This is a genomic window from Flavobacterium sp. (assembly GCF_013823965.1).
Lineage (GTDB): Bacteria > Bacteroidota > Bacteroidia > Flavobacteriales > Flavobacteriaceae > Flavobacterium.
This window is the reverse complement of the sequence record NZ_PNNA01000092.1, coordinates 44,955-68,079: the sequence shown is the minus strand read 5'-3', so window position 1 is coordinate 68,079 and position 23,125 is coordinate 44,955. Positions and strand designations below refer to the sequence as shown.

The following is a 23,125-nucleotide window of genomic DNA, read 5'->3' as shown; positions in this document are numbered from 1 at the left end:
AATCAACATTTTTACTTTGAATAATTATGCACAATGGTTTAAATTGTTGTTTTTTGTTGTGTCCTAAAAATAATTTTGTCTATTTTTGATAGTCAATCTTAATACAAACTAAGTATGCCGTGGACTATTCTTGAAAAGCTTTGGCAACGTACATTGCATCCCGAAAAAAAAGTAATTCCCCAAGAAGAGTCTACTTGGAATAAAGAAATAGAAACACTATATGGATTGGGGATTGGTATGGAAGAAACACTTCGCTACTTACACTTCGAAAATCCTGATTTTAATTCTTTTAAAGCTTGGGTAAACAACAACAAAAAAGAAATATCCACAGAATGTCGCGTACTTGTAGAAGATGTGCTTTCGGAAGAAGATCTTTCTTTTTGGGAGGAAAATGGTTATGTAGTCATAAGAAACGCCATTCCAAAATTAGAATGTGAAGAAACTCAACAAGCTATTTGGGATTTTTTAGAAATGGATTCCAGCGATAAAGAGACATGGTATAATAGACATAAAGAACAAAGAGGACTTATGCTTACTTTTACGAATCATGTTACGTTAAATAGAAACAGGGCATCTTTAAAAATTCAAAAAGCATATGAGCAACTTTACAAAACAACAAAAATTTATAAAACTATCGATAAAGTAAGTTTCAATCCTCCTGAAACGGAAAATTTCCGATTTTTAGGAAGCCCAATTCACTGGGACGTGAGCCTTAAAACACCTATTCCTTTTGGATTGCAAGGACTTCTTTATCTTACTGATTGTAAGGAAAATGACGGGGCATTTCATTGTGTGCCAGGATTCCATCAAAAAATTAATAGTTGGCTTAATGATTTACCAGCTAATGTAAACCCCAGAGAAATCGCCATGGGAAAACTTAAACCCATTCCTGTAACTGGAAATGCAGGTGATTTTATTATTTGGCACCAAGCGTTACCCCATTGTGCGATGCCCAATTATGGAACATCTCCAAGAATGGTTCAGTATCTTACTTATTTTCCGGAAGATTACAAGGAATTAGAAGAGTGGATTTAACCTCTTGGATTTAATTCCTCGAAGCTCTGCTTCAAGTCTTTTTTTTTGTAATATTGTTGTGTGAGCATATATACATAAAGTCATGATGTTTTTTGTTATATGCTAAACTGTCTTTCAGCTTCGTTCAGGATGACAGAACAAGAAAAATCATTGTCAAAAACGATTCTCGATGCATTTTTTGCTCCATTTCATTGCGCAAAAACACTCGAATTGACGTTTTTTGATAATTACACCCAGCGGGTTAATTTTATAAAATAGGTAGAAGAAAATTGGAAAATGTAATTTTGCATTCCATACAACCTACAACTTACAACAAAAAAAACATGAACCAAACCACTAATTCCATCCTGATGATTCGTCCCGTGGCGTTCCGAATGAACGAGCAAACGGCCGTGAACAATTATTACCAAAAAGTGTTGGACAATTTATTGCCGGCAACCGTAAATGCCAAAGCGCAGGACGAGTTTGATGCTTTCGTCACGAAACTTCGGGCAGTTGGCGTAAATGTCATCGTGGTCGATGATACGATACAACCGGACACGCCGGACAGCATTTTTCCAAACAACTGGATTTCCTTTCACGAAACCGGCGACGTGGTCCTGTATCCCATGTTTGCCGAAAACAGACGCGGGGAACGTCGCGAAGATGTTTTGGACATTCTCGAAGACAACGGTTTTGTCATCAACGAAATCATGGATTACACTACGGCCGAAGAAGACGGATTTTATCTCGAAGGCACCGGAAGCATAGTCTTGGACAGAGAAAATGGCAAAGCTTATTGCGCTTTGTCACCCCGTGCCGACGAAGAGCTGTTCATTGAATTCTGCGAGGATTTTGAATATTCGCCAGTGATTTTCGAAGCGTTCCAAACAGTAAACGGGGAACGAAAATTGATTTACCACACGAACGTGATGATGTGTGTTGGCGATACCTTTGCCGTGATTTGTGCGGATTGCATCGATGACAAAAAAGAACGAAAAATGGTGTTGGACAGTTTAAGAGGCGACGACAAAGAAATCATCCTGATTACCGAAGCCCAAGTCAACAATTTTGCCGGAAACATGCTCGAAGTTCGTGGAGCGGACGACAGAAGGTATTTAGTGATGAGCAGTGCGGCACATCAAAGTTTGACCAAAAAACAAATTGCCCAACTCGAAGAACACGTGACCATCCTGAGTGCCAGTCTGGACACCATAGAAGCCTGTGGCGGTGGAAGTGCCCGATGCATGATGGCGGAGATTTTCTTGCCATTCGAATAAAAGAAGCGTCCCTTGAAAAAGTGTTAGGTTTTTTCAAGGGATGTCATTCCAAAATTAGAGTAGATTTCCCTTGATGATATTGATCATGGCACTTACGATGTATTGAATTCCAATGGCAATCACGATGAAGCCGACAATTCTGGAGATGGCCACAATTCCTGATGCGCCAAGGATTTTGGCCAAATAGTGGGCACTTCGAAGGATGACAAAAATAGCAATGGCTATGGCAAAAATGGCCAAACTGGAAATGATTATTTCACTCGTGGAATGGTGTTCTTGGTAAAACGCAATCAACAAGGATATGGAACCGGGGCCAGCCAGCATGGGAATGGCCAACGGAGTCAGGGCGACATCGTTTCTTTTCTGGGCATCGGTTTCTATTTTTTTATTGATTCCACGCTTTTTATTGAATTTGCCTGAAAGCAAGGAAAATCCGGAACTTACGATGATGATGCCTCCGGCAATTCGGAGGGCGTCAATGCTGATGCCAAAAAAAGTCAGCACATATTGTCCAATAAAGAACGATACGATAAGAATGATAAACACGTCGATGGCCGTCCATAACGAAATTCGAGAACGCTCTTTTTTGGAATCATTATGGGTGAGGCCCACAAAAATAGGTACCGTTCCAATAGGATTCAACACTGAAAACAGGGCTGCAAATAAATAGACGAAAAGATCCATAATGTCTTGTTTGAAGGCGTAAAAATAGTCTTTTTTTTATTTTTACGGCAGCTTTTTGTTTGGGGAGGCGTTGCGCCAATGGAACTAAACCCTAAAATTGCCAAAGCGGGATTCTTTTTGACTACTTTTGCAGCATACAATTATAGCACATGAAAAATAAAAAGACCTTGGTTCTAGGCGCCAGTACAAAACCCGACCGATACGCCTACAAAGCCATCACGATGCTTGTCGAAAAAGGGCATTCGGTATTGGCCATTGGACAAAATGCGGGCGAAGTGGCCGGCGTGAAAATCCAAACCAAAGCCATTCCGCTCAAGAACATCGATACGGTTACCCTTTATTTGAACCCGGCCCGCCAACGGGATTACTACAATTACATTGTCGAAGCCCAACCGAAACGCGTGGTTTTCAATCCCGGAACAGAAAACCCGGAGTTTTACCAATTGTTGGAATTGAACAACATCAAGGTGGAAGTGGCCTGTACTTTGGTATTGTTGACCACAAACCAGTATTAATTACCGTTAAAATTTCCAGTTGATTAAAACTTCCAGCCTTTGAAAGGTTGGAAGCTTTGTTGGTTTATATCTGGAGTAAAGCTGGGCTAACCCCTAATTATCCCTTACTCTGGTACCCAATTATTTTTTATGGACATTAGATCCCAAATGACTTTTGTTCTTTTTAGGGCAATGCAAAAAAGAACCAAAAACGCTAGCCCAAGACTGATCGCCGATCCGCTATTTTCTTAATTCTGAAATCCAACAAACTCGCTATGCTCAAACAATGTTGGATTTTTTCGAGAATTTTTTAAAAAGCGGCTGCCCGGCTGCCACCGTCAATGGGCGAAGGAATCTGTGCAGGATGAAGCTTTCAACAAACAACTATGTTGTACTATTTCATTTACACTTTCATTTATTTTTAATTTTTTTGACGCTTTTCCGCGCATTCGAATGCTAACGAAACCTTGCTGTTGTGGGGTCAATAAAAACAATCTAGTTTTAGGCTATTAATAACGCTTAAAACAAAATAACATGGCAAAAGTAGACGGAATAGTCGAGATTCAAGGGACGGTTAAAGGGATTACTTTTTATCGCACCAAATACGGAATGTACGCAAGAGCCAAAGGTGGAATTTCAAAACACAGGATTAAAAATGATCCTGCCTTTGAGCGGACTCGGGAAAACTGCGCCGAGTTTGGACACAATGCCAAAATGGGCAAGTTGGTGCGAAACGCGGTCAGTAACTTGCTGCTCTTGGCCAAAGATTCCAGGGTTAGCAGCCGGTTGGCACAGACAATGGGCCGAATCAAGAACCTGGATTTGGTTTCGGTTCGGGGTCAACGTCGCGTTGGCATTGGGATTCAGGGGATTGACGGGAAAAGGATTTTGAAGGGGTTCGACTTTAATATTGCTTCTCCGATGCAGGCTGTTTTTAGAGGCTTGCTCGATTTGGATCCGGTTACCGGCGTGGTGGTCTTGGCGGATTTTAATCCCGCTTTTCATTTGGCCGTTCCCGAAGGAGCGACTCACGCGAGTTTGAGTACTGCGGTGAGCCTCATTGATTTTGAAGAAGGGATTTATCATAGTTGTTTCAGCAACACGGAAAACTTTGGAATTGCCACCGCCACGGCGAGCTACACGTTTATCCCAAGCGAGTTTTCCACAGGCGATGGCATTTCGATTTATTTTTTCCTTATTGAATTTTTTCAGGAGATCAATGGAGTGCAATATTCGTTGAAAAATAATTCGTATAATGTGTTGAGTATTTTGGAGGTGGGGTAATGGTTATCGGTTGTGGGTTGTCGGTTATCTGTTATCGGTTATCAGTTATCGGTTATCAGTTATCTGTTGTCGGTTTTGGGTTATTATAGGTTAGGGGCTTGTTGGTATGCGGCTATTCGGGATATTGGACTGTATTTTGTTAGTACCAATCAAAAATTTGGTCAAGACATAAGAAATAAAGATGTTTTTGACTTGAACCATTAAGGCAAGTAATTAGAAAGATAATATTGTCGCAATATCAAAATACGATAACAATTATCAAAAAGAGTTTTTGCCACAGATTTGAAGGATTAAAAAGATTTTTAAGCTAGGTGACGAATTAATCTGTGCTAATCTGTGACCCGAGACCAAAGGTCGAACAGACGAAGTAAATCTGTGGCAAATAAATTTATGGCTTCATTAAAACACGACATTTAATTTTGGCCATTACTTTTATTCTGTGCTACTTCATTTATATTTTCATTTTTATTTATACTTTTTCTTTTGACCCTAGAGTGTGCCATTGGATGCTTTCCACTCAAAACATACTAATAGTAACCCGTTGGGCGTAATTGTTTTTTATGGTCAATTTTGTACTAATTGTCACATTGAGCTTGTCGAAATGTATCTTTTTAAAGGTCTTCGACAGGCTCAGACTGACATAAGTGTCCTAATTGACTTTAAATTTTAATCAAAATCATCACTTTTAATACATTTTGATTCATTATACCCAACGGGTTAATAGTAATGAGTTTTAAATAATTGGTTATCCGTATTCAAAGAAGATTCGATGTTGTTTTAACTCTAAAAGTATCGCAAATAAGGATAACTGTAAAAGATTCTTGTTTAAAAGAAGTAGGTTTACAGTGGTCTAAAATGATGGGTTTGCCAAAAAAGTGACGCCTAACTAGTATATCTGTGTAACTACTTGAAATATGTTGTTTTACGTTTGATTTCGGTTTTTTAGACCAAATTATAGCCAGGCATTCCAAGTATTGCGTTTTATTGTGTTTTTTGGATTTTCAAGATTCAAAAGACAAACATTAAAATAAAATAGTCCTGTAGCCATAACTTGAAATGTAATGATTTGACGGCTTTGTATTTATGGTTTTGTGTTTGGAGAATAAGTATTAGTTGTTTTATGGCAGTTGGAAAAAGTGATAAAAATTGCTATTTTGTTGGTATATTTGCACCCTTGATTGTGCTAATTTCGAACTCCTTTTGTGGGTTGGAATGGCGAAGCCTTGGGCAGCCACCAGCATCTGTGCCAAAAAGGCATCATAAGTTAAAAATGATTCACTAGTTAAAAAAAATGATTGACTAGTTAAAATAAGGGTTCAATAATTGAAAAACAAAACAATTTAATCGTTGAAACCAGTATCTTAAAAAACATGGAAATGAACCTCAATTCAAAAATTTATATAGCAGGTCACAAGGGCATGGTGGGTTCCGCAATTTGGAGGAAGGGATTCAAATGACTTGTGTTTGGTTTTTGGAAAACTTGAATGCGTTTGAAGAAGTGGATTTAAAGAGTAGTAACGGCTTAAGAAAAGAATAATTGTTTACAAATAACCAGTTAAACAAATAACCCGTTAATCCAAAATACAAATGTTGCCCTCAATTAACTCATTAAACAACCAATTGATTAATTAATTTACCGATTCAGAAATTAAAAATTATTCATATTTTATAAATAAAGTAATATGTTCGCAAATAAAATTCTTCTTATTACAGGAGGCACTGGTTCATTCGGAAATGCAGTATTAAACCGTTTTCTATATACCGACCATTTCAAAGAAATTCGTATTTTTTCTCGTGACGAAAAAAAGCAGGATGATATGCGCAATCAGTTAAAGAACGATAAACTCAAATTTTATATTGGGGATGTTCGCGATTACAATAGTGTGGAACGTGCGATGCGCGGGGTAGATTATGTGTTTCATGCGGCAGCCTTGAAGCAAGTGCCTTCTTGTGAGTTTTTTCCGTTGGAAGCTACCAAGACTAACGTATTTGGCACACAAAATGTGATTGATGCAGCTGGAGTCAACAAAGTCAACAAAGTAATTTGTTTGAGTACAGACAAAGCGGCTTATCCTATTAATGCCATGGGGATTTCAAAAGCTTTGATGGAAAAAGTAGCAGTGGCAGCATCACGTAATTTGACCGACACCACAGTTTGTTTGACACGTTACGGAAATGTAATGGCCTCTCGAGGTTCGGTTATTCCATTGTTTTTGAAACAAATAAAAAATGGAGAAACACTAACGATAACGGATCCAAACATGACTCGCTTCTTGATGTCGCTGGATGAAGCGGTGGAGTTAGTTTTGTTTGCTTTCGAACACGGAAATCCAGGAGATTTATTTGTCAATAAAGCACCCGCCGGAACTATCGGCGATTTGGCCCAAGCTTTAAAGGAACTTTGTAATGCCGATAACAAGATAAAAATTATCGGGACACGTCATGGCGAAAAATTATATGAAACTTTGTGTACCCGTGAGGAAATGATTAAAGCAGAAGATATGGGCGATTTTTATCGCATCCCTTCTGATAATCGTGATTTGAATTATGCACAATATTTCTCGGAAGGGAAAGATATCCAACCTGAAGTTGAAGACTATAATTCGCACAATACTAAGAGAGAAGATGTTGAAGGTATAAAAGTTCTATTAAAAAAACTGAATCTGTTTAAAAACTAAAAAGATGTATAGTAAAATAACAGGAAATTTTTTTTCAGATGAAAGAGGGATGCTTTCCTTTAATAATGAACTTGATCTTACTGAAGTAAAACGAGTATATGTTATTGAAAATGCTGATTTATCCATACAAAGAGCTTGGCAAGGACATCAAACTGAAAAAAGATGGTTTATTGCTGTTAAAGGGAAGTTTTTAATCAAATTAGTAAAAATAGATGATTTTGAAAATCCTTTGAATAGTTTAGAAGTAGAATCGTTCGAACTTGATTCCAAAAAATTGGAAGCCCTAATTGTTGAGGCAGGTTGCGCATCTTCTATTCAAGCATTAGAAGTCGACTCCAAATTGCTGGTTTTTTCTAATTACAAGATGGGAGAAATAGAAGATAATTATAAATTTAATCCAACACAATGGAAATAAACATGAATAAATTAAAAGTAGCAACGATTTTAGGAACTCGTCCTGAAATTATACGTTTAGCGGAATGTATTAAAAAATGCGATATCTATTTTGATCATATTTTAATCCATACAGGTCAAAATTACGATTACGAATTAAATGAAATTTTTTTTGAGGACTTAGGCTTAAGAAAACCGAATTTTTTTTTGAATGTTGCGGGAAATCATTTGGGAGAAACCATTGGAAACGTAATTTCAAAATCGTTTGAAATTTTGTCGAAAGAACTACCAGATGCTATATTGGTTTTAGGAGACACCAACAGCGTTTTGAGTACCATTGCGGCTAAACGTTTGAAAATCCCTATTTTTCATATGGAAGCGGGCAACCGTTGTTTTGATCAAAATGTGCCTGAAGAAATTAACCGCAAAATTTCTGACCATATCAGTGATATTAATTTGACTTATACAGAGAACAGCAGACGTTATTTATTGAGTGAAGGCTTCCGAAAAGATCATGTGTTTGTTACAGGGTCTCCATTGAAAGAGGTCTTGTTAAAGTATAATGATCAAATTTTAAACAGTAAAGTTGTTTCTAGATTAGACTTAAAAAATCAAAAATATATAGTGGTGAGTGCACATCGTGAAGAGAATATTGATTTGGATAATCATTTTGAAATTTTAGCTCACTCTTTAAATCAAGTAGCCGAAAAATATAATATGCCTATTATCTTTTCTACACATCCTCGGACAAAGAATCGAATAGAAAAAAATAAAATCAAATTTCATTCGCTAATTTCAAATGTACCCCCTTTAGGCTTTTTTGATTACGTTCAGTTGCAAAAAAATGCCTTCGTTGTGCTTTCAGACAGTGGAACAATTAGTGAAGAGTCGGCGATGATGGGATTCCCTGCTGTCAGTATACGGACAAGTACGGAAAGACCTGAAGCAATAGACGCAGGTACCATTGTATTAGGCGGGATAACAACAGACCAAATATTAAATGCAATTGAAATTGCTAGAGGCTTATTTGATTCAAATATCGAATTACCGAAAGAATATGAAGTAAACAACACTTCTGCTCGTGTCATTAAAGCAATTCAGAGTTATACATCGATTATTGATAAAGTAATTTGGGATAAATAATTTATCAAATGAAGAAAATATTAGTTATTGGCATTAAAGGTATGGCAGGTCATATGCTTTACAATTATTTTACTGAAAATAAATTGTATGATGTTTTTGGTTTAGCCAGAAATATTGTATCAAGTCATAAATTGTTTAATGTAGATGTTTCAGATACTACACAATTAAGTTTGCTTTTTAAGGAGCATCAATTTGATTATGTAGTAAATTGTATAGGAATTTTAAATAAAGATGCAGAAGACCATCCATCCAAAGCGATTTGGTTTAATAGCTATTTCCCTCACTATTTAGAAGAAATTACAGAAAGGACAAAGACAAAAATAATTCATATCAGCACTGATTGCGTATTCTCGGGTAAAGAAGGCGGCTATACTGAAAATGATTTTAAAAATGGGACGGGTTTCTATGCCCAGTCCAAAGCTTTGGGAGAATTGACAAATGATAAAGATGTAACGATTCGTACCTCTATTATTGGGCCTGAATTAAATCAAAATGGCATTGGCTTATTTCATTGGTTTATGTCTCAATCAGATGATGCACAATTAAAAGGTTTTACGAAAGCTTTTTGGTCTGGTTTGACCACTTTGGAATTAGCAAAAGTTGTAGACGCAATCATTAAACAGCATGTTGTTGGATTGATACAAGTGGCACCTTCGTCTAAGATTGACAAATTTAGTTTACTCTCGTTGTTTAATTCAATTTATAGAAACAATGTGATGAACATTGAACCTAATGATGATTATTATGTAGATAAAAGTTTAGTGAGCATTCGAACTGATTTTGAATATCAAGTGCCTAATTATCAAAAAATGCTCGAAAGTCAAAAAGATTGGATCTTCAAACATTCCGGTATTTATCCCCATTATTTATAAAATTTATTATTTATGTCTAAAGATTCTTATTTATTATCAATACTTGTTCCAACCAGAAATAGAATCGATTATGCCTTTGAAACAACTAAACAAATACTATCAATAAAGGATGATAGGATTCAAGTAATAATCCAAGATAATAGTGACGAAAATATTTTGTTGAATAAACTTGAAGTATTTAAAGAAGATAAAAGATTAAAATATAATTATATAAAAGAGCAACTTTCTTTTGTAGATAATTTTAGTGAAGCAGTTTTAAATGCAGATGGTGAATATGTATGTGCAATTGGAGATGACGATGGTATTAATCCTATGATTGTCGAAATAGTCGAATGGGCTAAAAAAAATTCAATTTCTTCAGTACAATATAAATTAAAAGCAATATACGTTTGGCCAGATTCAGGAATTTATAAGAATGCAAATAAGCTTGATAATGGAAATATGATTGTGGCAAAGGTAAATGCTAAGGTTTACAAGGCGGATTCTATTTTAGAACTCAAAAAGTTATTTTTAAATGGTTGTCAAAATTATTTAAAGTTGAATTTGGTAAAACTATATCATGGCATAGTGAAAAAAGAATGTTTAGAAGAAATTAGAACTAAAACAGGGAAATACTTTAATGGTTTATCACCTGATATTTATTCAGCTGTAGCACTATCATTAGTTTCAAAAAACAATGTTTTTATAGATTACCCATTTACAATTTCGGGTATATGTAAAACAAGTGGATCAGCAGATTCTGCAACGGGCAGGCATACGGGTAAATGGGAGGATGCACCTCACTTTAAAGGACATTCAAATTATCAGTGGAATGATCAGGTTCCTAAAATATATAGCGTTGAAACTATATGGGCTGATTCTGCAATAGCGGCGATAAAAGATTTCAAAGTAAATGAGTTGATTTTTAACATAGCTCCTCTAACTGCATATTGTCTAATAAATCATACGGAATATTCAAAAATTCTAAAAACACACTATTATAACAGCATATCAAAGCGATGGGATAGCCAATTTTTGGCATATTTAAATTTATTTTTTCATATAGTAAAAGGACCAGGTTTAGATTTACTTCAACGAATAGTAAGAAAGATATTCAGAAAGAAAGGTGATTTTGAAAAGTTTTCTAATATACAAAATATAGGAATTGCTGAAAAAGTGTTAACGAATCACTTGCAAGAAAGTAAATTCAAGGAAGTGTTAATTAATCTTGAAAAGCTATATTAAATGAGTAGTAAAAAATCAGGTGTTATTCTGGGCTATATCGCCATGGCCGTAACTAACATATCTTCTTTTTTTCTTACGCCACTAATGCTGACTGTTTTTGGAACAAGTGAATTTGGCGTATATAAATTAGTACTAACATTTACCTCTTACTTTGCATTGGCCGATTTAGGATTGAGTAATGCAATTGTTCGCTATGTTTCAGAGTATAGAGCAAATAATGATAAAGTTTCAGAAGGGAAATTTGTCGGTTTGGTTACGCTTATCGATTTGTTAATGGGTGGCCTTCTTTTTATAGCGGGACTATTTTTCTATTATTACATTCCTCAGATATTCCATTCCTCTTTTAGCCAAAAAGAAATAATGCTTCTTAAAAATCTTTTCTTTTTGGTTGTGATCTCCGGAATATTGACATTATTTGTGAATTTAGCTGGTGGGATACTAAAATCATACGAAAGATTTTCTGTTCTCAAAACAATGAATATAGCTAAAACATTGGTTAGGGTTGGTTTAATAACAGTATTGCTTTTATTAGATTTTAAACCATTTGAAATTGTGTTAGTAGATACGGTTTTAATGATTCTGGTTTTTGCATATTCTTGGTATTATTGTGCAAAAGAATTGAACGTCAAACCGGTTTTTAGGAATTTAGATTTAGAATACAGCAAAAAAATTCTTTCTTATTCTTTAATAGTTTTTGTAGACGCCATTGCCTTTCACTTTTTTTGGGCCGCTGATACTTTTATTATTGGAATCTATATTTCAAGTGCAGCGATAGCAATATATTCAATTGGAACTTTATTATCCTCTTTGTTTTTTGCTTTTTCAATCGTGATTTCTGATGTCTTAATGCCGGATATTGTAAAACAGGTCGCTCTAGGCACTGATGACAGTGAACTTACGGCGCATATGATTAAAATAGGCAGAATAAAATTTATTGTTTTGGCTTTGCCCACTTTAGGCTTTATTTTTTTAGGAAAGCAGTTTATTAATTTGTGGGTAGGTGAAGATTTTGCAGAAGCTTATCTTGTTGCGATTTTAATTTTAGTGCCTCAAATGATTGCTGCATTAGCAGATGTAGGCTTATATGTTATGTGGGCTAAAAGCAAGCATAAAGTAAAATCATTTGTTTCGTTGGGTATTTGTATTATAAATATTTTTTTAACTATTGTTTTAGTTCAAAAATATGGTATTATAGGAGCTGCAATTAGTACCTGTTTGGCTTATGTTGCGGGTTATTTAATCTTTAATAGTATCTATTTTCATAAAGTTTTAAATCTTGATATGATTCGTTTTGTAAAGCAGACATTTCATAAAATGTGGTTTGGATTTTCCTTAGCCATAATCGGTGGGTTTTTAATTTCTTTTTACACAGCCACCAATTGGTTCTTTTTAGGAATACAAAGTGTAGGTATTACTGTGATTTATGTTTTTTCTTTATGGTTTTTCGGTTTTAATTTGTACGAAAAACAACTGATTATTGTTCCTTTAAAAAAAGTGTTATCTCCATTTAAAAAATAATAACAATGAATGGGATTACCTATTATATTATATAAGGACAAATGATAGGCAGAGGTGTTTTTGACATCAAATATTTCTCCAATGGATGATGTGTCAGGCGAAGGAGCTTTTTTAGTGAATCCCTCTAAATTAGAATCGATAAATAATGGATTTACAAGATTAATTTCGGATGATGTTTTTAAGACAAATTATTTTGGAAAAAGCACAAAAAAATGTTGTCAAATATTTACCAGCAAAAGTAGTTGATTAATATTGTCAAATATATAATGTATTATAAAAACACTTCAATTTAAAAAATAATGGATTTTCATGTATTCACTACTTTTTCAATAATTATAATAGGATTGTTTTTTTCAGTTCTAAAAAATGAAAACTCACTAAAAATAAGGAAGACCTATTTGTTTATTGTGTCGATTATACTTCTTCTAGAATCAGCTTTGAGGGGTATGTCTGTTGGAGATGACACATTGACGTACTTTGATTCATTTCAATCAATAAAATATACTTCGTGGGCTGATATTTTTCGCTATTTTACATTCTTTAGCGATAATAGTTATGAAAATCGTAATCAGGGTTATGATTTATTTCAGAAGATATTTCAGCTTTTTTCCGATGATTTTAGGGTTTATCTTTTTTTTATCGCCATAGTTTTTTTTTCGTCTTTGTATTATTTTTTATTAAGGAACACTTTTAATTTGTTTGAATTAATTCTATCATTTTTAATTTATAGTGCCCTGTTTTATTATTTTTTTTCAATAACGGGGATCAAGCAGACTATTACAACATCAGTGGCTTTATTTAGCATTAGGTATATTAAAGAAAGGAAATTATTGCGGTTTGTAATTCCTATAATGCTAGCATCTTTTATACATATCTCTGTATTGGTATTCTTGCCTTTTTATTTCTTTTCAGGGTTAAAAAAAATAAAATTAAATTTTCTAATAGCACTGTTTTTATTCATAATTATTTTTGGTTTTAAACAATATGTCGTGGCGATTCTAATTACTGATACTGTTTATGAAACATATCTATCAGATTTAGCAGGTCGTGGTACACTAGGTTTTACTTCATTATTACTTTTGGTAGTTTTACTCTCTTATTTTGTTGTTGATAAAATGGCAAAGGTTTATCCAAATTATATTCTTTATTATAATGGTATTTTGATGGCATTGGTATTGGTGCCATTAACTTGGGTTAACTCTAACGCTATGAGAGTAGTTCAATATTATTCAATATTTTTAATTGTATTTGCACCAAAAATAATTGAGGTTGTATATCGTAAGAACATCCTTTTTAAAAGGATTGCCTATTTTATATGTATTGTAATTTTACTTTCTTTTATTTTAAATGTACCAAGCTTTTATAAGTTTTTTTGGGAAGAGAGTAGTATTTATAGAGATTTATAGTTTTATTAAATCATTTATTTTCAGGCACTTAATTAATATAAATCTAATGCGAATACTTCAAATTAATGTTGTTTATAAAGTTGGTAGTACGGGTAAAATTGTTAACGAGATTCACAATCAATTACTAAAGTCAGGACAAGAATCGTTCGTAATTTACGGCAGAGGGAAAACGATTTCAGAATCAAATGTTTATAAAACTTCTCCAGATTGGGAAGGCAAACTACAAGCTTTATACGGAAGAATTTCAGGAGATTTTTATGGTGGTGCGTTTTACTCTACGTATAAATTAATCAAAAGGATAAAAAGCATTGCTCCTGAAGTTGTTCATTTACATCTTATGAATGGAAACTATGTTAATAATTACAGATTACTTTCGTTTTTAGCCAAAAATAATTATAAGACTATGATTACACTTCATGCTGAAATTGCCTATACAGGTATTTGTGAACATGCTTTCGATTGTGAAAGATGGAAAACAGGCTGCGGTAAATGTCCACAAGTTTTTAAAAAATACAAATCTTTATTTTTTGACAGGACAGCAATGGAATGGCAAAAAAAAGAAAAAGCTTTTGCTAAATTTAGTTCGTTAACAATAGTAAGTGTTTCGGCTTGGTTGCAAAACAGAGCAAAGCAATCACCAATGTTTAAGAATCGTAATTTTTATGTTGTTGGTAATGGTGTAGATACGGCAATATATAAACCCGTTAATGCAGCTACTTTAAGGGAAAGCCTTGGGCTAAAAAATCAAAAAGTAATATTACACGTAACCCCATCTTTTAAAAGCATTGTTAAAGGCGGAGAATATGTAGTTGAACTAGCCAAAAGATTGCAAAAAGAAAATGTAATAGTTGTTATAGTGGGGTATGATGGTTTTAAAGAAAAATTACCTTCAAATGTTATACCTATTAGTCATACTACTTCGCAAGAAGAATTAGCTGAATTTTATTCTTTGGCAAATATTACTTTATTGACAAGTAAATTAGAAACTTTTTCAATGGTTTGTGCCGAATCACTTTCTTGTGGCACACCAGTAGTTGGTTTTAAAGCCGGTGCTCCGGAGCAAATCGCAATAGCAGCGTATAGTGAATTTGTAACTAACGGTAATATAGACGCTTTGGAACAAGCTGTTAGAAATTGGTTGGCTAAAGACATTGATTGTAATGATGTAGTTCAAAAGGTTGATAATAAATATTCAATATTAAATATGATTGAAGGCTATAAAAGAATTTATGAAAAAAAATATAAATAATTTGTTTGAATTATAATATATGAAAATGAATGCTCAAAATTTCCCCAAATTATTAGTGATCACGGTAAATGCTTGGTCGGATAAAATAGCATCAGGAAATACAATTTCTAATCATCTCGGCGGCTGGGATAAGTCAAAATTATCAAATCTATATTTAAGAAATGAAGAAATAGATAACGATTGTTGCAATACCTATTTCAAAATCGATGAAAAACAGATTGTAAAGTCTTTTTTTTTTAAAAAGAAAATAGGGGTTGAAATTCAACTTAATAAAGAGATTGGAAAAAAGGAAACTATAGTTGCGAAACAATCAAAAATTAAATTTTTTTTTATAAGAACAAGACCTGTAATTATTTTGCTTTTGAGAGAGCTATTTTGGAAAGTAGGATTTAGAAGGAGAAGTAAACTTGATGAATTTCTTAATAAAAATGCACCCGAGGCCATTCATGTTCATAACTCTAGTATGATTTACGGACATAGAATTTTAAATTATTGCTATAGATTTACTAATGCTAAAGTTGTCGTGTTTTTTGGAGATGAAAATTATAGTTATAAAAATTATTGGCCTTTAAATCTTTTATATCAAAGTATTTTAAGGTATTGGATAAGAAAAACTGTTTCGATTTCAAGTATTAATTATGCAGCTACTCCAGAATTATGTGATTATTATTCAGATATTTTTGGCAAGGAATTCAAAGTGCTATACAAAGGGATATCTGTATTGCCTCCGGTTAGGAAATCGTATAGCAAACCATTGAAAATTGTTTATGCAGGAAATTTACTTTATGGCAGATGGCAAACCTTGTCCTTAATTTCAAAAGCCATTATTGAAATTTCTACAAATCAAATTGAGTTTGAACTATCGATTTATACGGGAACACCATTGTCAAAAGAAATGGATATTAATCTCAATACAAAAAATTCAACTGTTATGAATGCTGTTTCCTTTAATGAAATAAAAAAAATAATGGAGGATGCGGATATTGTTATGCACGTTGAGGCTTTTGATAAAAAGAATATTCAAAAGACAAAGTATTCATTTTCAACAAAAATTACCGATTGCATTCAAAGTGGTAATTGTGTTATGGGGGTTGGTCCTAGTGAATTAGCGTCAATTAATTTTCTTAAAAAATCAGAATGTGCAATTGTCGCAAACAGTTATGTTGATATAGTCTCTCAGCTACAAAAAATCACTTTAGATAGTGAAATAATTAACGATTATAGGATTAATATGTTTGCCGTTTCTAAAGATTTGTTTAATTTGGGTTCAATTAGAAAAAACCTTTATAAAGATATAATAGCATTAAATCAGAAAGAAATTCATTAAAGATTTAGCATTGACAAATTTAAATTATATCGAGTTCATAAAAGATTAACTTTTTTGAATATTTGTTTAACTCTTTTTTAGAAAATATGGATAAAATTTATCAACAATTACCTCATTTTTTTCAAAATATACTAATTAGTTTATTTAATATTTTAGCTTATAAACAGCGTTACGGAGGTAATTATAAAAAGTATATAAAATTATTTAAACAAAATAGAACTCTCTCAAAAGTTAATTTGGTAAATACTCAAAATGAAAAATACTCAAATCTGATTTCAAAAGCGATTGAACAATCTTTATTTTATAAAAATCTATATAGCAACATTGAAAAGGTTGAAGATTTAAAAAACATTAATCAATTACCAATTGTCAATAAAGAAATGTTTCGGAAGGACATTAATAAAGTACATACGATTAATAAAAATAATGGAATAGTTTCCAAAACAGGTGGTACCACAGGTAAATCTTTGGAAGTATTGTTTACTCATGATAATTTGCAAGAAAGATTTGCTATGTTAGATGATTTTCGAGGTAGATTTGGGTATCAATTAGGAAAAAAAACAGCTTGGTTTTCTGGGAAGAATCTATTGACAGAGAAAGATATTCATAAGAATCGTTTTTGGAAAACGGATAATTGGTATAAAGTACGTTATTATTCTACATTCCATATAAAAGAAGATTATTTGAAATATTACGTAGAAAATTTAATTCAATTTAAGCCGGAATATATTGTTGGTTTCCCATCTTCCATATTAGAAATTGCAAAGTATGGCATAAAAAATGGATATGATTTCCCCGCTGGAACTATGAAGGCTATTTTTCCCACTGCCGAAACTATTACTGCCGACATGAGACAGCCTATAGAAAGTTTTTTTAAAGCTAAAATGTATAATCAATACGCTTCGTCTGAAGGGGCTCCATTTATTTTTGAATGTACTAAAAACAATCTTCATTTAGAGCTCCAAAGTGGTGTATTTGAAGTGTTGGATGAGTACAATCAACCTGCTAAATCAGGTAATTAGTAATTACCTCTTTTACTACTGAGGGTACGCCTTTAATTCGATATGATATTGGTGACTCGATTGAATTATCGAATGAAGTTTGCGATTGTGGCAATAATAATCCTTTAGTAAAAGAAATTTTAGGCCGAATAGATGATTATATATATTCCCCTCAAAATGGTAAAATTAATTTGGGAAATGTTTCTAATACTTTAAAAGATACAAAAGGGATAATAAAGTTTCAGACCATACAAGATACTTTAGATACGATACATATAAAAATAATTGTTGATACAGATATATTCAATTCAAGTATTGAAAATGTTTTTATTAAAAATTGGAAGGATAGAGTAGGGAATGAAACTATTATAAATATTGAATATGTTGAAGATATTCAAAATGAAACTAGCGGCAAGTATCGTATGGTAAAAAATAATGTCAAACATTTGATAAATTGATGAGAAAACTCATTCGCATCACTACCGTCCCAATTTCTTTAGAAAAACTTTTGGAAAACCAATTGCTTTTTATGAAATTGCATTATGAAGTGACGGCTATTTCCTCTGATAAACCCTATTTAGAGCGAGTGGGAGAATTGCAGGAAGTTCCGGTATTTCACGTTGAAATGACACGGAAAATTACACCCTGGCAAGACTTAAAAGCAGTGTGGCAATTGTACAACTATTTCAAAAAAGAAAAGCCGTTTATTGTTCATAGCCATACTCCAAAAGCGGGTACTGTTGGCATGATGGCAGCTAAATTGGCCGGTGTACCTCACAGACTGCACACTATTGCGGGATTACCCTTGTTGGAAGCAAGAGGGCTTAAAAGAAAATTACTAATTGTCGTTGAAAAAGTAACCTATACTTGTGCCACTCATATTTATCCTAATTCACATGGTTTAAAAGAAATCATCATCCAGGAACAATTCTGCAAAACAAATAAACTAAAAGTGTTAGGCAATGGGAGTTCCAACGGTATCAACACCGCTTGTTTTAATCCCGAAAACTTTTCAGTGCAACAAAACATAGACTTAAAAAACAGTTTAGGAATACAGCCCGAGGATTTTGTTTTTGTTTTCGTGGGACGTTTGGTGGGAGATAAAGGAATCAATGAATTGGTCACCGCTTTTGAATCATTTAAAACCTATAACCTACAACCTATAACGCCAAAATTATTGCTTGTAGGCCCTTTTGAATCCAGTCTTGACCCCTTGCACCCAGAAACACTGCGAATAATGAATACGAATAAAAACATCATTTCAGTAGGCTTCCAGAAAGACGTTCGTCCCTATTTGGTCATCAGTGATTGCCTGGTTTTCCCTAGTTACCGCGAAGGTTTTCCCAACGTGGTGATGCAGGCGGGAGCCATGGGATTGCCCAGCATCGTGACCAATATCAATGGCTGCAACGAGATTATTGTGGAGGGTGAAAACGGCACCATCATTCCCGTTAAAAATACCGATGCGCTTTATGGAGCCATGCATAAAATGATGGAGGATAACGCTTTTAGAACCCAACTGCAACAAAATGCGCGTCCAATGATTGTTTTCCGTTACGAACAACAAGTGGTTTGGGAAGCCATTTTAGCGGAATATAAAAAATTGGAGCGCGATGTATAAACATTTTTTTAAAAGAACATTTGATTTTATGCTAGCCCTATTTGGGTTGGTAGTGTTGAGCCCTCTATTGGTTATAGTTACCATAGCTCTTTATTTTGCCAATGAAGGCAAGCCTTTTTTCTTTCAATTACGTCCCGGATTGAATGGTGAAATTTTCAAAATCATCAAGTTCAAGACCATGAACGACAAGAAAAACGAGGCAGGAAATTTGCTTCCTGATGGAGAACGGTTGACTAAAATGGGAAGCTTCGTGCGCAAAACTTCCTTGGATGAAATACCGCAATTATGGAATGTGCTCAAAGGGGACATGAGTTTGATAGGGCCAAGACCTCTGTTGCCGGAATATTTGCCTTTGTACAATGAAACCCAAAAACGCCGCCACGAGTTACGTCCGGGTATTACGGGTTGGGCACAGATTAACGGTCGTAACGCCATTTCGTGGAAACAGAAATTTGAATATGATATTTGGTATGTGGAGCATTTGAGTTTTGTGTTGGATTGTAAAATAGTGTTTTTAACCTTGAAGAAAGTAATGAAAACAGAAGGGATTAACGCTGTCGGTGCAGCAACAATTGAAAGATTTAATGGGAACTAATGTAACTTTATATGGAGCAAGTGGTCATTGCAAGGTCTTGATTGATATTTTAAATTTGCAGGGAATTCTAATCGAACTAATAGTGGATGATGACCCCGCAATAGTTGACTTGGTTGGTATTCCTGTGGTACTTTCAAAGGAATTCACAAAACAAGACAACTTGATTATTGCTATTGGAGATAATTTAATTAGAAAAAAAATCAGCCAAAAAAATAGTGCAACCTATTTTAAATTAATCCACCCAAAAACGACTATTTCGCCTATTGCCACAATTGGAAAAGGGTCCGTGGTAATGGCAGGAGCCATTATCAATTCGGACTCTAAAATAGGTTCACATTGTATTATTAACACTGGTGCTTTAATAGAACATGATTGCAATATTGGCAATTTTGTCCATATTTCCCCCAAAACTGCTTTGGCGGGTAATGTGAGAGTTGGCGAGGGTACTCAAGTAGGAATTGGCGCCGTTGTTGCTCAAGGAGTAAAGATAGGGAAGTGGTGTGTTATTGGTGCTGGGGCCGTCATCATCAAGGATGTTCCTGATTATGCGGTAGTCGTGGGAAATCCGGGGCGAATAATTAAGTATCTGGATAAAGAACTATATTTGTAAATGCGGGTTATGGCTGTCGGTTATGAGTTTTTGGTAAAAAAGAACTTTCCGCGGGAGTCGAAAAAAAGAAGTAGTGGATAAGATGATAAACAGCATGATAAAAAGAATTTTTGATTTTCTGTTTTCTTTTATTGGCTTACTGTTGGTTGGGGGACTTCTTTTTGTTCTTTGGGTCATGGCTTCCATCGATACCCACTCCAACGGTCTTTTTATTCAAGAAAGGATAGGGCAAGGTGGCAGGGTTTTCAAAATATACAAATTAAAAACGATACATCCTAAAACAGCGCAAATTTCCCCAATAGGAAGGTTTTTTAGAAAATCAAAAATAGATGAATTGCCCCAGTTGTGGAATGTTTTGATTGGCAACATGAGCTTGGTGGGGCCACGACCTGATGTAGCCAGCTATTATGATAAATTGGAAGGGGAAAATAAAAAAATACTGGAATTAAAACCTGGAATCACGAGCGAGGCTTCCATTAAGTATCAAAACGAAGAGTCTCTTATGGCACAACAAGATTGTCCATTAGCATACAACGACACCGTTATTTTTCCGGATAAAATACGGATGAATTTGGAGTATTATTACCAGCATTCCCTAGTTGGGGACATAAAAATTATTTTGAAAACAATATTTAGTTACAATGAATAAATCAAAAATTTGGCTTTCCTCTCCTCATATGGGTGGAAATGAGCAAAAATATGTTCAAGAGGCTTTTGAAACGAATTGGGTGGCTCCTCTGGGGCCCAATCTCACTGGTTTTCAAGAAGATTTGACAGAATATTTGGTAGACGATGTTTTTGTTGCCGCCCTGAGTTCCGGAACGGCCGCCATACATTTGGGTTTGATTTTATTGGGAGTAAAAGCTGGGGATGAAGTCATCTGCCAGAGCATGACTTTTTCCGCTTCTGCAAACCCTATTCTTTATCTTGGAGCCACGCCTGTTTTTATTGACAGTGAACTTGATACCTGGAATTTATGTCCCCTGGCTTTGGAAGAAGCCATTATTGACCGAATAGCCAAAGGACGGAAACCCAAAGCCATCATTGGCGTTCATTTATATGGTGTTCCTTATCAAGTGGAGGCCGTAAAAGCCATTGCCCAAAAATACAAGATTCCGGTTCTGGAGGACAGTGCCGAGGCTTTGGGCAGCAGTTATAAAGGGAGAAAGTGTGGTACTTTTGGAGATTTTGGGGTGTTGTCTTTTAATGGCAATAAAATCATAACGACTTCTGGAGGAGGGGCTCTTATTGTCAATAGCCAAAAACTTAAAAACAAGGCCATATTTTTGGCCACACAATCCCGAGATGATGCCCCTCATTATGAGCACAGCGAGATTGGCTATAATTACAGAATGAGCAACATTTGTGCTGGAATTGGTCGGGGTCAAATGGAAGTGTTGGATGATCACGTGACTTTGCGCAGGGAAATGCATGCCTTTTATGTGAAATTGTTTGAAGACATAGATGCGGTTACCGTGTTTACCGTACCCAACGATGATTATTTTTCAAATTGCTGGTTGAGCACCATCTTGATTGACCCCAAAATAAAGAATGGTATCACGAGAGAGACGGTAAGAATGGCTTTTGAGTCTGAAAACATCGAATCCCGCCCTTTGTGGAAGCCCCTGCATTTACAACCTATTTTTAAAAATTATCCGTATTATGGTCGTGCCGTGGCAGAAACCTTGTTTGAAAACGGTCTTTGTCTGCCATCAGGTTCCAATCTTACGGATGAAGACAGGGAAAGAATAGCGGCAGTTGTAAAGCAATTGTTTAAATAAATGTCTGTTATCGGTTATCGGTTTTCGGTTGGTTATGTGAAAAGGAAATCGATTGTCCGTAAATCGCCGCAATTAAAGCGTGTCTGTTTGTCATAAAAAAGGAATTAAACCAAGGTTAATGTCTATATTTGTCAACGTTAAAAAGTATAATTATATGAAGTATTTTTTTTTATTAAAAAAAACAATTCCATTTCTTTTAGTCCTGCTGTTCTTTTCGTGTAAGCCAAGAGCGGAAGTGGTTTATTATCAAAATATTGACGGTTTGGCCAAAGCGAGTCAATCCAATTCTTACGAAATAAAGATACAACCCGATGATTTGCTGACCATTATCGTGTCGGCAGACGATCCAGAAACGGCCATTCCTTTTAATTTGAGTACCGTCAGCGTGTCATCGGCAAGCAGCATGAGTGCCGCGCGAGGCCAGGAAACAATGCAATCCTATTTAGTGGATTCCAATGGGATGATTGATTTTCCAGTTTTGGGAAAATTAAAAGTAGGCGGGTTAACGCGTTCCGAAGTGCTGCAACTCTTTAAAGACAAAATCTCGAAATACATCAAGAACCCCATCATCAACCTTCGCATCATGAATTTCAAGGTTTCGGTGCAGGGCGAAGTGACCTTGCCGGGGACTTACAACGTTGCTTCCGAACGGATTACCTTGATTGAAGCCATCAGTATGGCGAAAGACTTGACCATTTACGGGAAAAGGGACAATATCCTCGTTATCCGGGAAGTGAATGGCGTGAAATCCTATAATCGGGTCGACATCACGAAGGCTGATTTCATTAATTCTCCTTTTTATTATTTGGCCCAGAATGACGTGGTGTATGTGGAGCCCAACAAAACCAGGATTAATGGAGCTGCAGTGGGTGCCAATACGGGGGTTCTTATCTCCATTACTTCTTTATTAATAACAGTAATCACCTTGATTATCACTGCTTCAAACTAAAC

22 protein-coding genes are annotated in these 23,125 nt (G+C 34.8%); 21 read left to right on the top strand and 1 reads right to left on the bottom strand.

Annotated elements, in window-relative coordinates:
* Positions 1 to 114 precede the first annotated feature (114 nt).
* Positions 115 to 1,035 carry a phytanoyl-CoA dioxygenase family protein gene (locus C0430_RS10815; protein ID WP_290869634.1) on the top strand — a complete coding sequence of 307 codons (921 nt, stop codon included), beginning with the start codon at positions 115 to 117 and terminating at the stop codon, positions 1,033 to 1,035.
* A gap of 323 nt (positions 1,036 to 1,358) precedes the next feature.
* A complete protein-coding gene (ctlX, locus tag C0430_RS10810; protein ID WP_290869667.1) occupies positions 1,359 to 2,294 on the top strand; it encodes a citrulline utilization hydrolase CtlX in 936 nt (311 codons plus the stop codon).
* A 54-nt stretch (positions 2,295 to 2,348) separates the two neighbouring features.
* Here the strand turns inward: ctlX and C0430_RS10805 are convergent, their stop codons facing one another.
* Complete coding sequence (locus tag C0430_RS10805) at positions 2,349 to 2,978, bottom strand: MarC family NAAT transporter (RefSeq protein ID WP_290869630.1); 630 nt, start codon at positions 2,976 to 2,978, stop codon at positions 2,349 to 2,351.
* Between the two features lie 149 nt (positions 2,979 to 3,127).
* On the opposite strand from C0430_RS10805, the gene C0430_RS10800 reads away from it, so the two are divergent.
* The 19 genes from C0430_RS10800 to C0430_RS10710 all read left to right on the top strand — a co-directional run bounded on the left by C0430_RS10800 (position 3,128) and on the right by C0430_RS10710 (position 23,123).
* Positions 3,128 to 3,493 (top strand): CoA-binding protein, encoded by a 366-nt coding sequence (locus C0430_RS10800; protein ID WP_290869628.1) that lies wholly within the window; start codon positions 3,128 to 3,130, stop codon positions 3,491 to 3,493.
* A 513-nt stretch (positions 3,494 to 4,006) separates the two neighbouring features.
* Complete coding sequence (locus tag C0430_RS10795) at positions 4,007 to 4,756, top strand: hypothetical protein (protein WP_290869625.1); 750 nt, start codon at positions 4,007 to 4,009, stop codon at positions 4,754 to 4,756.
* Positions 4,757 to 6,438: 1,682 nt separating this feature from the next.
* The gene (locus tag C0430_RS10790) at positions 6,439 to 7,434 is read left to right on the top strand and encodes a polysaccharide biosynthesis protein (protein WP_290869622.1); all 996 of its coding nucleotides are present in this window, start codon (positions 6,439 to 6,441) and stop codon (positions 7,432 to 7,434) included.
* A 4-nt stretch (positions 7,435 to 7,438) separates the two neighbouring features.
* Positions 7,439 to 7,849 (top strand): WxcM-like domain-containing protein, encoded by a 411-nt coding sequence (locus C0430_RS10785; RefSeq protein WP_290869619.1) that lies wholly within the window; start codon positions 7,439 to 7,441, stop codon positions 7,847 to 7,849.
* Positions 7,840 to 8,970 (top strand): UDP-N-acetylglucosamine 2-epimerase (non-hydrolyzing), encoded by a 1,131-nt coding sequence (gene wecB, locus C0430_RS10780; RefSeq protein WP_366559337.1) that lies wholly within the window; start codon positions 7,840 to 7,842, stop codon positions 8,968 to 8,970. Before C0430_RS10785 ends, wecB begins: the two co-directional genes overlap by 10 nt.
* A gap of 8 nt (positions 8,971 to 8,978) precedes the next feature.
* Positions 8,979 to 9,842 (top strand): SDR family oxidoreductase, encoded by an 864-nt coding sequence (locus C0430_RS10775; RefSeq protein ID WP_290869616.1) that lies wholly within the window; start codon positions 8,979 to 8,981, stop codon positions 9,840 to 9,842.
* 12 nt (positions 9,843 to 9,854) lie between these two features.
* A complete protein-coding gene (locus C0430_RS10770; RefSeq protein ID WP_290869613.1) occupies positions 9,855 to 11,066 on the top strand; it encodes a glycosyltransferase in 1,212 nt (403 codons plus the stop codon).
* Positions 11,067 to 12,584 carry an oligosaccharide flippase family protein gene (locus C0430_RS10765; protein WP_290869609.1) on the top strand — a complete coding sequence of 506 codons (1,518 nt, stop codon included), beginning with the start codon at positions 11,067 to 11,069 and terminating at the stop codon, positions 12,582 to 12,584. It begins immediately after the preceding gene.
* Positions 12,585 to 12,883: 299 nt separating this feature from the next.
* Entirely contained in the window at positions 12,884 to 13,990 is a 1,107-nt protein-coding gene (locus tag C0430_RS10760; RefSeq protein WP_290869607.1) for an EpsG family protein, read from the top strand.
* Positions 13,991 to 14,036: 46 nt separating this feature from the next.
* Positions 14,037 to 15,239 carry a glycosyltransferase gene (locus C0430_RS10755; protein WP_290869604.1) on the top strand — a complete coding sequence of 401 codons (1,203 nt, stop codon included), beginning with the start codon at positions 14,037 to 14,039 and terminating at the stop codon, positions 15,237 to 15,239.
* Positions 15,240 to 15,258: 19 nt separating this feature from the next.
* The gene (locus C0430_RS10750) at positions 15,259 to 16,566 is read left to right on the top strand and encodes a hypothetical protein (protein ID WP_290869601.1); all 1,308 of its coding nucleotides are present in this window, start codon (positions 15,259 to 15,261) and stop codon (positions 16,564 to 16,566) included.
* 86 nt (positions 16,567 to 16,652) lie between these two features.
* A complete protein-coding gene (locus C0430_RS10745; RefSeq protein WP_290869598.1) occupies positions 16,653 to 17,588 on the top strand; it encodes a hypothetical protein in 936 nt (311 codons plus the stop codon).
* 170 nt (positions 17,589 to 17,758) lie between these two features.
* Positions 17,759 to 18,025 carry a hypothetical protein gene (locus C0430_RS10740; RefSeq protein WP_290869595.1) on the top strand — a complete coding sequence of 89 codons (267 nt, stop codon included), beginning with the start codon at positions 17,759 to 17,761 and terminating at the stop codon, positions 18,023 to 18,025.
* Positions 18,025 to 19,188 (top strand): glycosyltransferase family 4 protein, encoded by a 1,164-nt coding sequence (locus C0430_RS10735; RefSeq protein ID WP_290869591.1) that lies wholly within the window; start codon positions 18,025 to 18,027, stop codon positions 19,186 to 19,188. Before C0430_RS10740 ends, C0430_RS10735 begins: the two co-directional genes overlap by 1 nt.
* Positions 19,181 to 19,783, top strand: a complete 603-nt coding sequence (locus tag C0430_RS10730; protein WP_290869588.1) for a sugar transferase — start codon at positions 19,181 to 19,183, stop codon at positions 19,781 to 19,783. Before C0430_RS10735 ends, C0430_RS10730 begins: the two co-directional genes overlap by 8 nt.
* On the top strand, positions 19,773 to 20,393 hold the full coding sequence (locus C0430_RS10725) for an acetyltransferase (RefSeq protein WP_290869585.1): 621 nt from the start codon (positions 19,773 to 19,775) through the stop codon (positions 20,391 to 20,393). The genes C0430_RS10730 and C0430_RS10725 overlap by 11 nt, the downstream gene beginning before the upstream one ends.
* A gap of 94 nt (positions 20,394 to 20,487) precedes the next feature.
* Positions 20,488 to 21,042 (top strand): sugar transferase, encoded by a 555-nt coding sequence (locus C0430_RS10720; RefSeq protein ID WP_290869582.1) that lies wholly within the window; start codon positions 20,488 to 20,490, stop codon positions 21,040 to 21,042.
* The gene (locus C0430_RS10715; RefSeq protein ID WP_290869578.1) at positions 21,035 to 22,174 is read left to right on the top strand and encodes a DegT/DnrJ/EryC1/StrS family aminotransferase; all 1,140 of its coding nucleotides are present in this window, start codon (positions 21,035 to 21,037) and stop codon (positions 22,172 to 22,174) included. Before C0430_RS10720 ends, C0430_RS10715 begins: the two co-directional genes overlap by 8 nt.
* A 154-nt stretch (positions 22,175 to 22,328) precedes the next feature.
* Entirely contained in the window at positions 22,329 to 23,123 is a 795-nt protein-coding gene (locus C0430_RS10710; protein ID WP_290869575.1) for a polysaccharide biosynthesis/export family protein, read from the top strand.
* Positions 23,124 to 23,125 lie beyond the last annotated feature (2 nt).

Excerpts from the sequence above, each read along its gene's own strand:
- C0430_RS10755 (WP_290869604.1), top strand. The coding sequence starts at position 14,037 with ATGCGAATACTTCAAATTAATGTTGTTTATAAAGTTGGTAGTACGGGT.
- C0430_RS10800 (WP_290869628.1), top strand. The coding sequence starts at position 3,128 with ATGAAAAATAAAAAGACCTTGGTTCTAGGCGCCAGTACAAAACCCGAC.
- C0430_RS10795 (WP_290869625.1), top strand. The coding sequence starts at position 4,007 with ATGGCAAAAGTAGACGGAATAGTCGAGATTCAAGGGACGGTTAAAGGG.
- C0430_RS10805 (WP_290869630.1), bottom strand. The coding sequence starts at position 2,978 with ATGGATCTTTTCGTCTATTTATTTGCAGCCCTGTTTTCAGTGTTGAAT.
- C0430_RS10770 (WP_290869613.1), top strand. The coding sequence starts at position 9,855 with ATGTCTAAAGATTCTTATTTATTATCAATACTTGTTCCAACCAGAAAT.
- C0430_RS10735 (WP_290869591.1), top strand. The coding sequence starts at position 18,025 with ATGAGAAAACTCATTCGCATCACTACCGTCCCAATTTCTTTAGAAAAA.
- ctlX (WP_290869667.1), top strand. The coding sequence starts at position 1,359 with ATGAACCAAACCACTAATTCCATCCTGATGATTCGTCCCGTGGCGTTC.
- C0430_RS10775 (WP_290869616.1), top strand. The coding sequence starts at position 8,979 with ATGAAGAAAATATTAGTTATTGGCATTAAAGGTATGGCAGGTCATATG.
- C0430_RS10765 (WP_290869609.1), top strand. The coding sequence starts at position 11,067 with ATGAGTAGTAAAAAATCAGGTGTTATTCTGGGCTATATCGCCATGGCC.
- C0430_RS10815 (WP_290869634.1), top strand. The coding sequence starts at position 115 with ATGCCGTGGACTATTCTTGAAAAGCTTTGGCAACGTACATTGCATCCC.
- C0430_RS10730 (WP_290869588.1), top strand. The coding sequence starts at position 19,181 with ATGTATAAACATTTTTTTAAAAGAACATTTGATTTTATGCTAGCCCTA.
- wecB (WP_366559337.1), top strand. The coding sequence starts at position 7,840 with ATGGAAATAAACATGAATAAATTAAAAGTAGCAACGATTTTAGGAACT.
- C0430_RS10715 (WP_290869578.1), top strand. The coding sequence starts at position 21,035 with ATGAATAAATCAAAAATTTGGCTTTCCTCTCCTCATATGGGTGGAAAT.
- C0430_RS10745 (WP_290869598.1), top strand. The coding sequence starts at position 16,653 with ATGGATAAAATTTATCAACAATTACCTCATTTTTTTCAAAATATACTA.
- C0430_RS10790 (WP_290869622.1), top strand. The coding sequence starts at position 6,439 with ATGTTCGCAAATAAAATTCTTCTTATTACAGGAGGCACTGGTTCATTC.
- C0430_RS10725 (WP_290869585.1), top strand. The coding sequence starts at position 19,773 with ATGGGAACTAATGTAACTTTATATGGAGCAAGTGGTCATTGCAAGGTC.
- C0430_RS10720 (WP_290869582.1), top strand. The coding sequence starts at position 20,488 with ATGATAAAAAGAATTTTTGATTTTCTGTTTTCTTTTATTGGCTTACTG.
- C0430_RS10710 (WP_290869575.1), top strand. The coding sequence starts at position 22,329 with ATGAAGTATTTTTTTTTATTAAAAAAAACAATTCCATTTCTTTTAGTC.
- C0430_RS10760 (WP_290869607.1), top strand. The coding sequence starts at position 12,884 with ATGGATTTTCATGTATTCACTACTTTTTCAATAATTATAATAGGATTG.
- C0430_RS10750 (WP_290869601.1), top strand. The coding sequence starts at position 15,259 with ATGAAAATGAATGCTCAAAATTTCCCCAAATTATTAGTGATCACGGTA.
- C0430_RS10785 (WP_290869619.1), top strand. The coding sequence starts at position 7,439 with ATGTATAGTAAAATAACAGGAAATTTTTTTTCAGATGAAAGAGGGATG.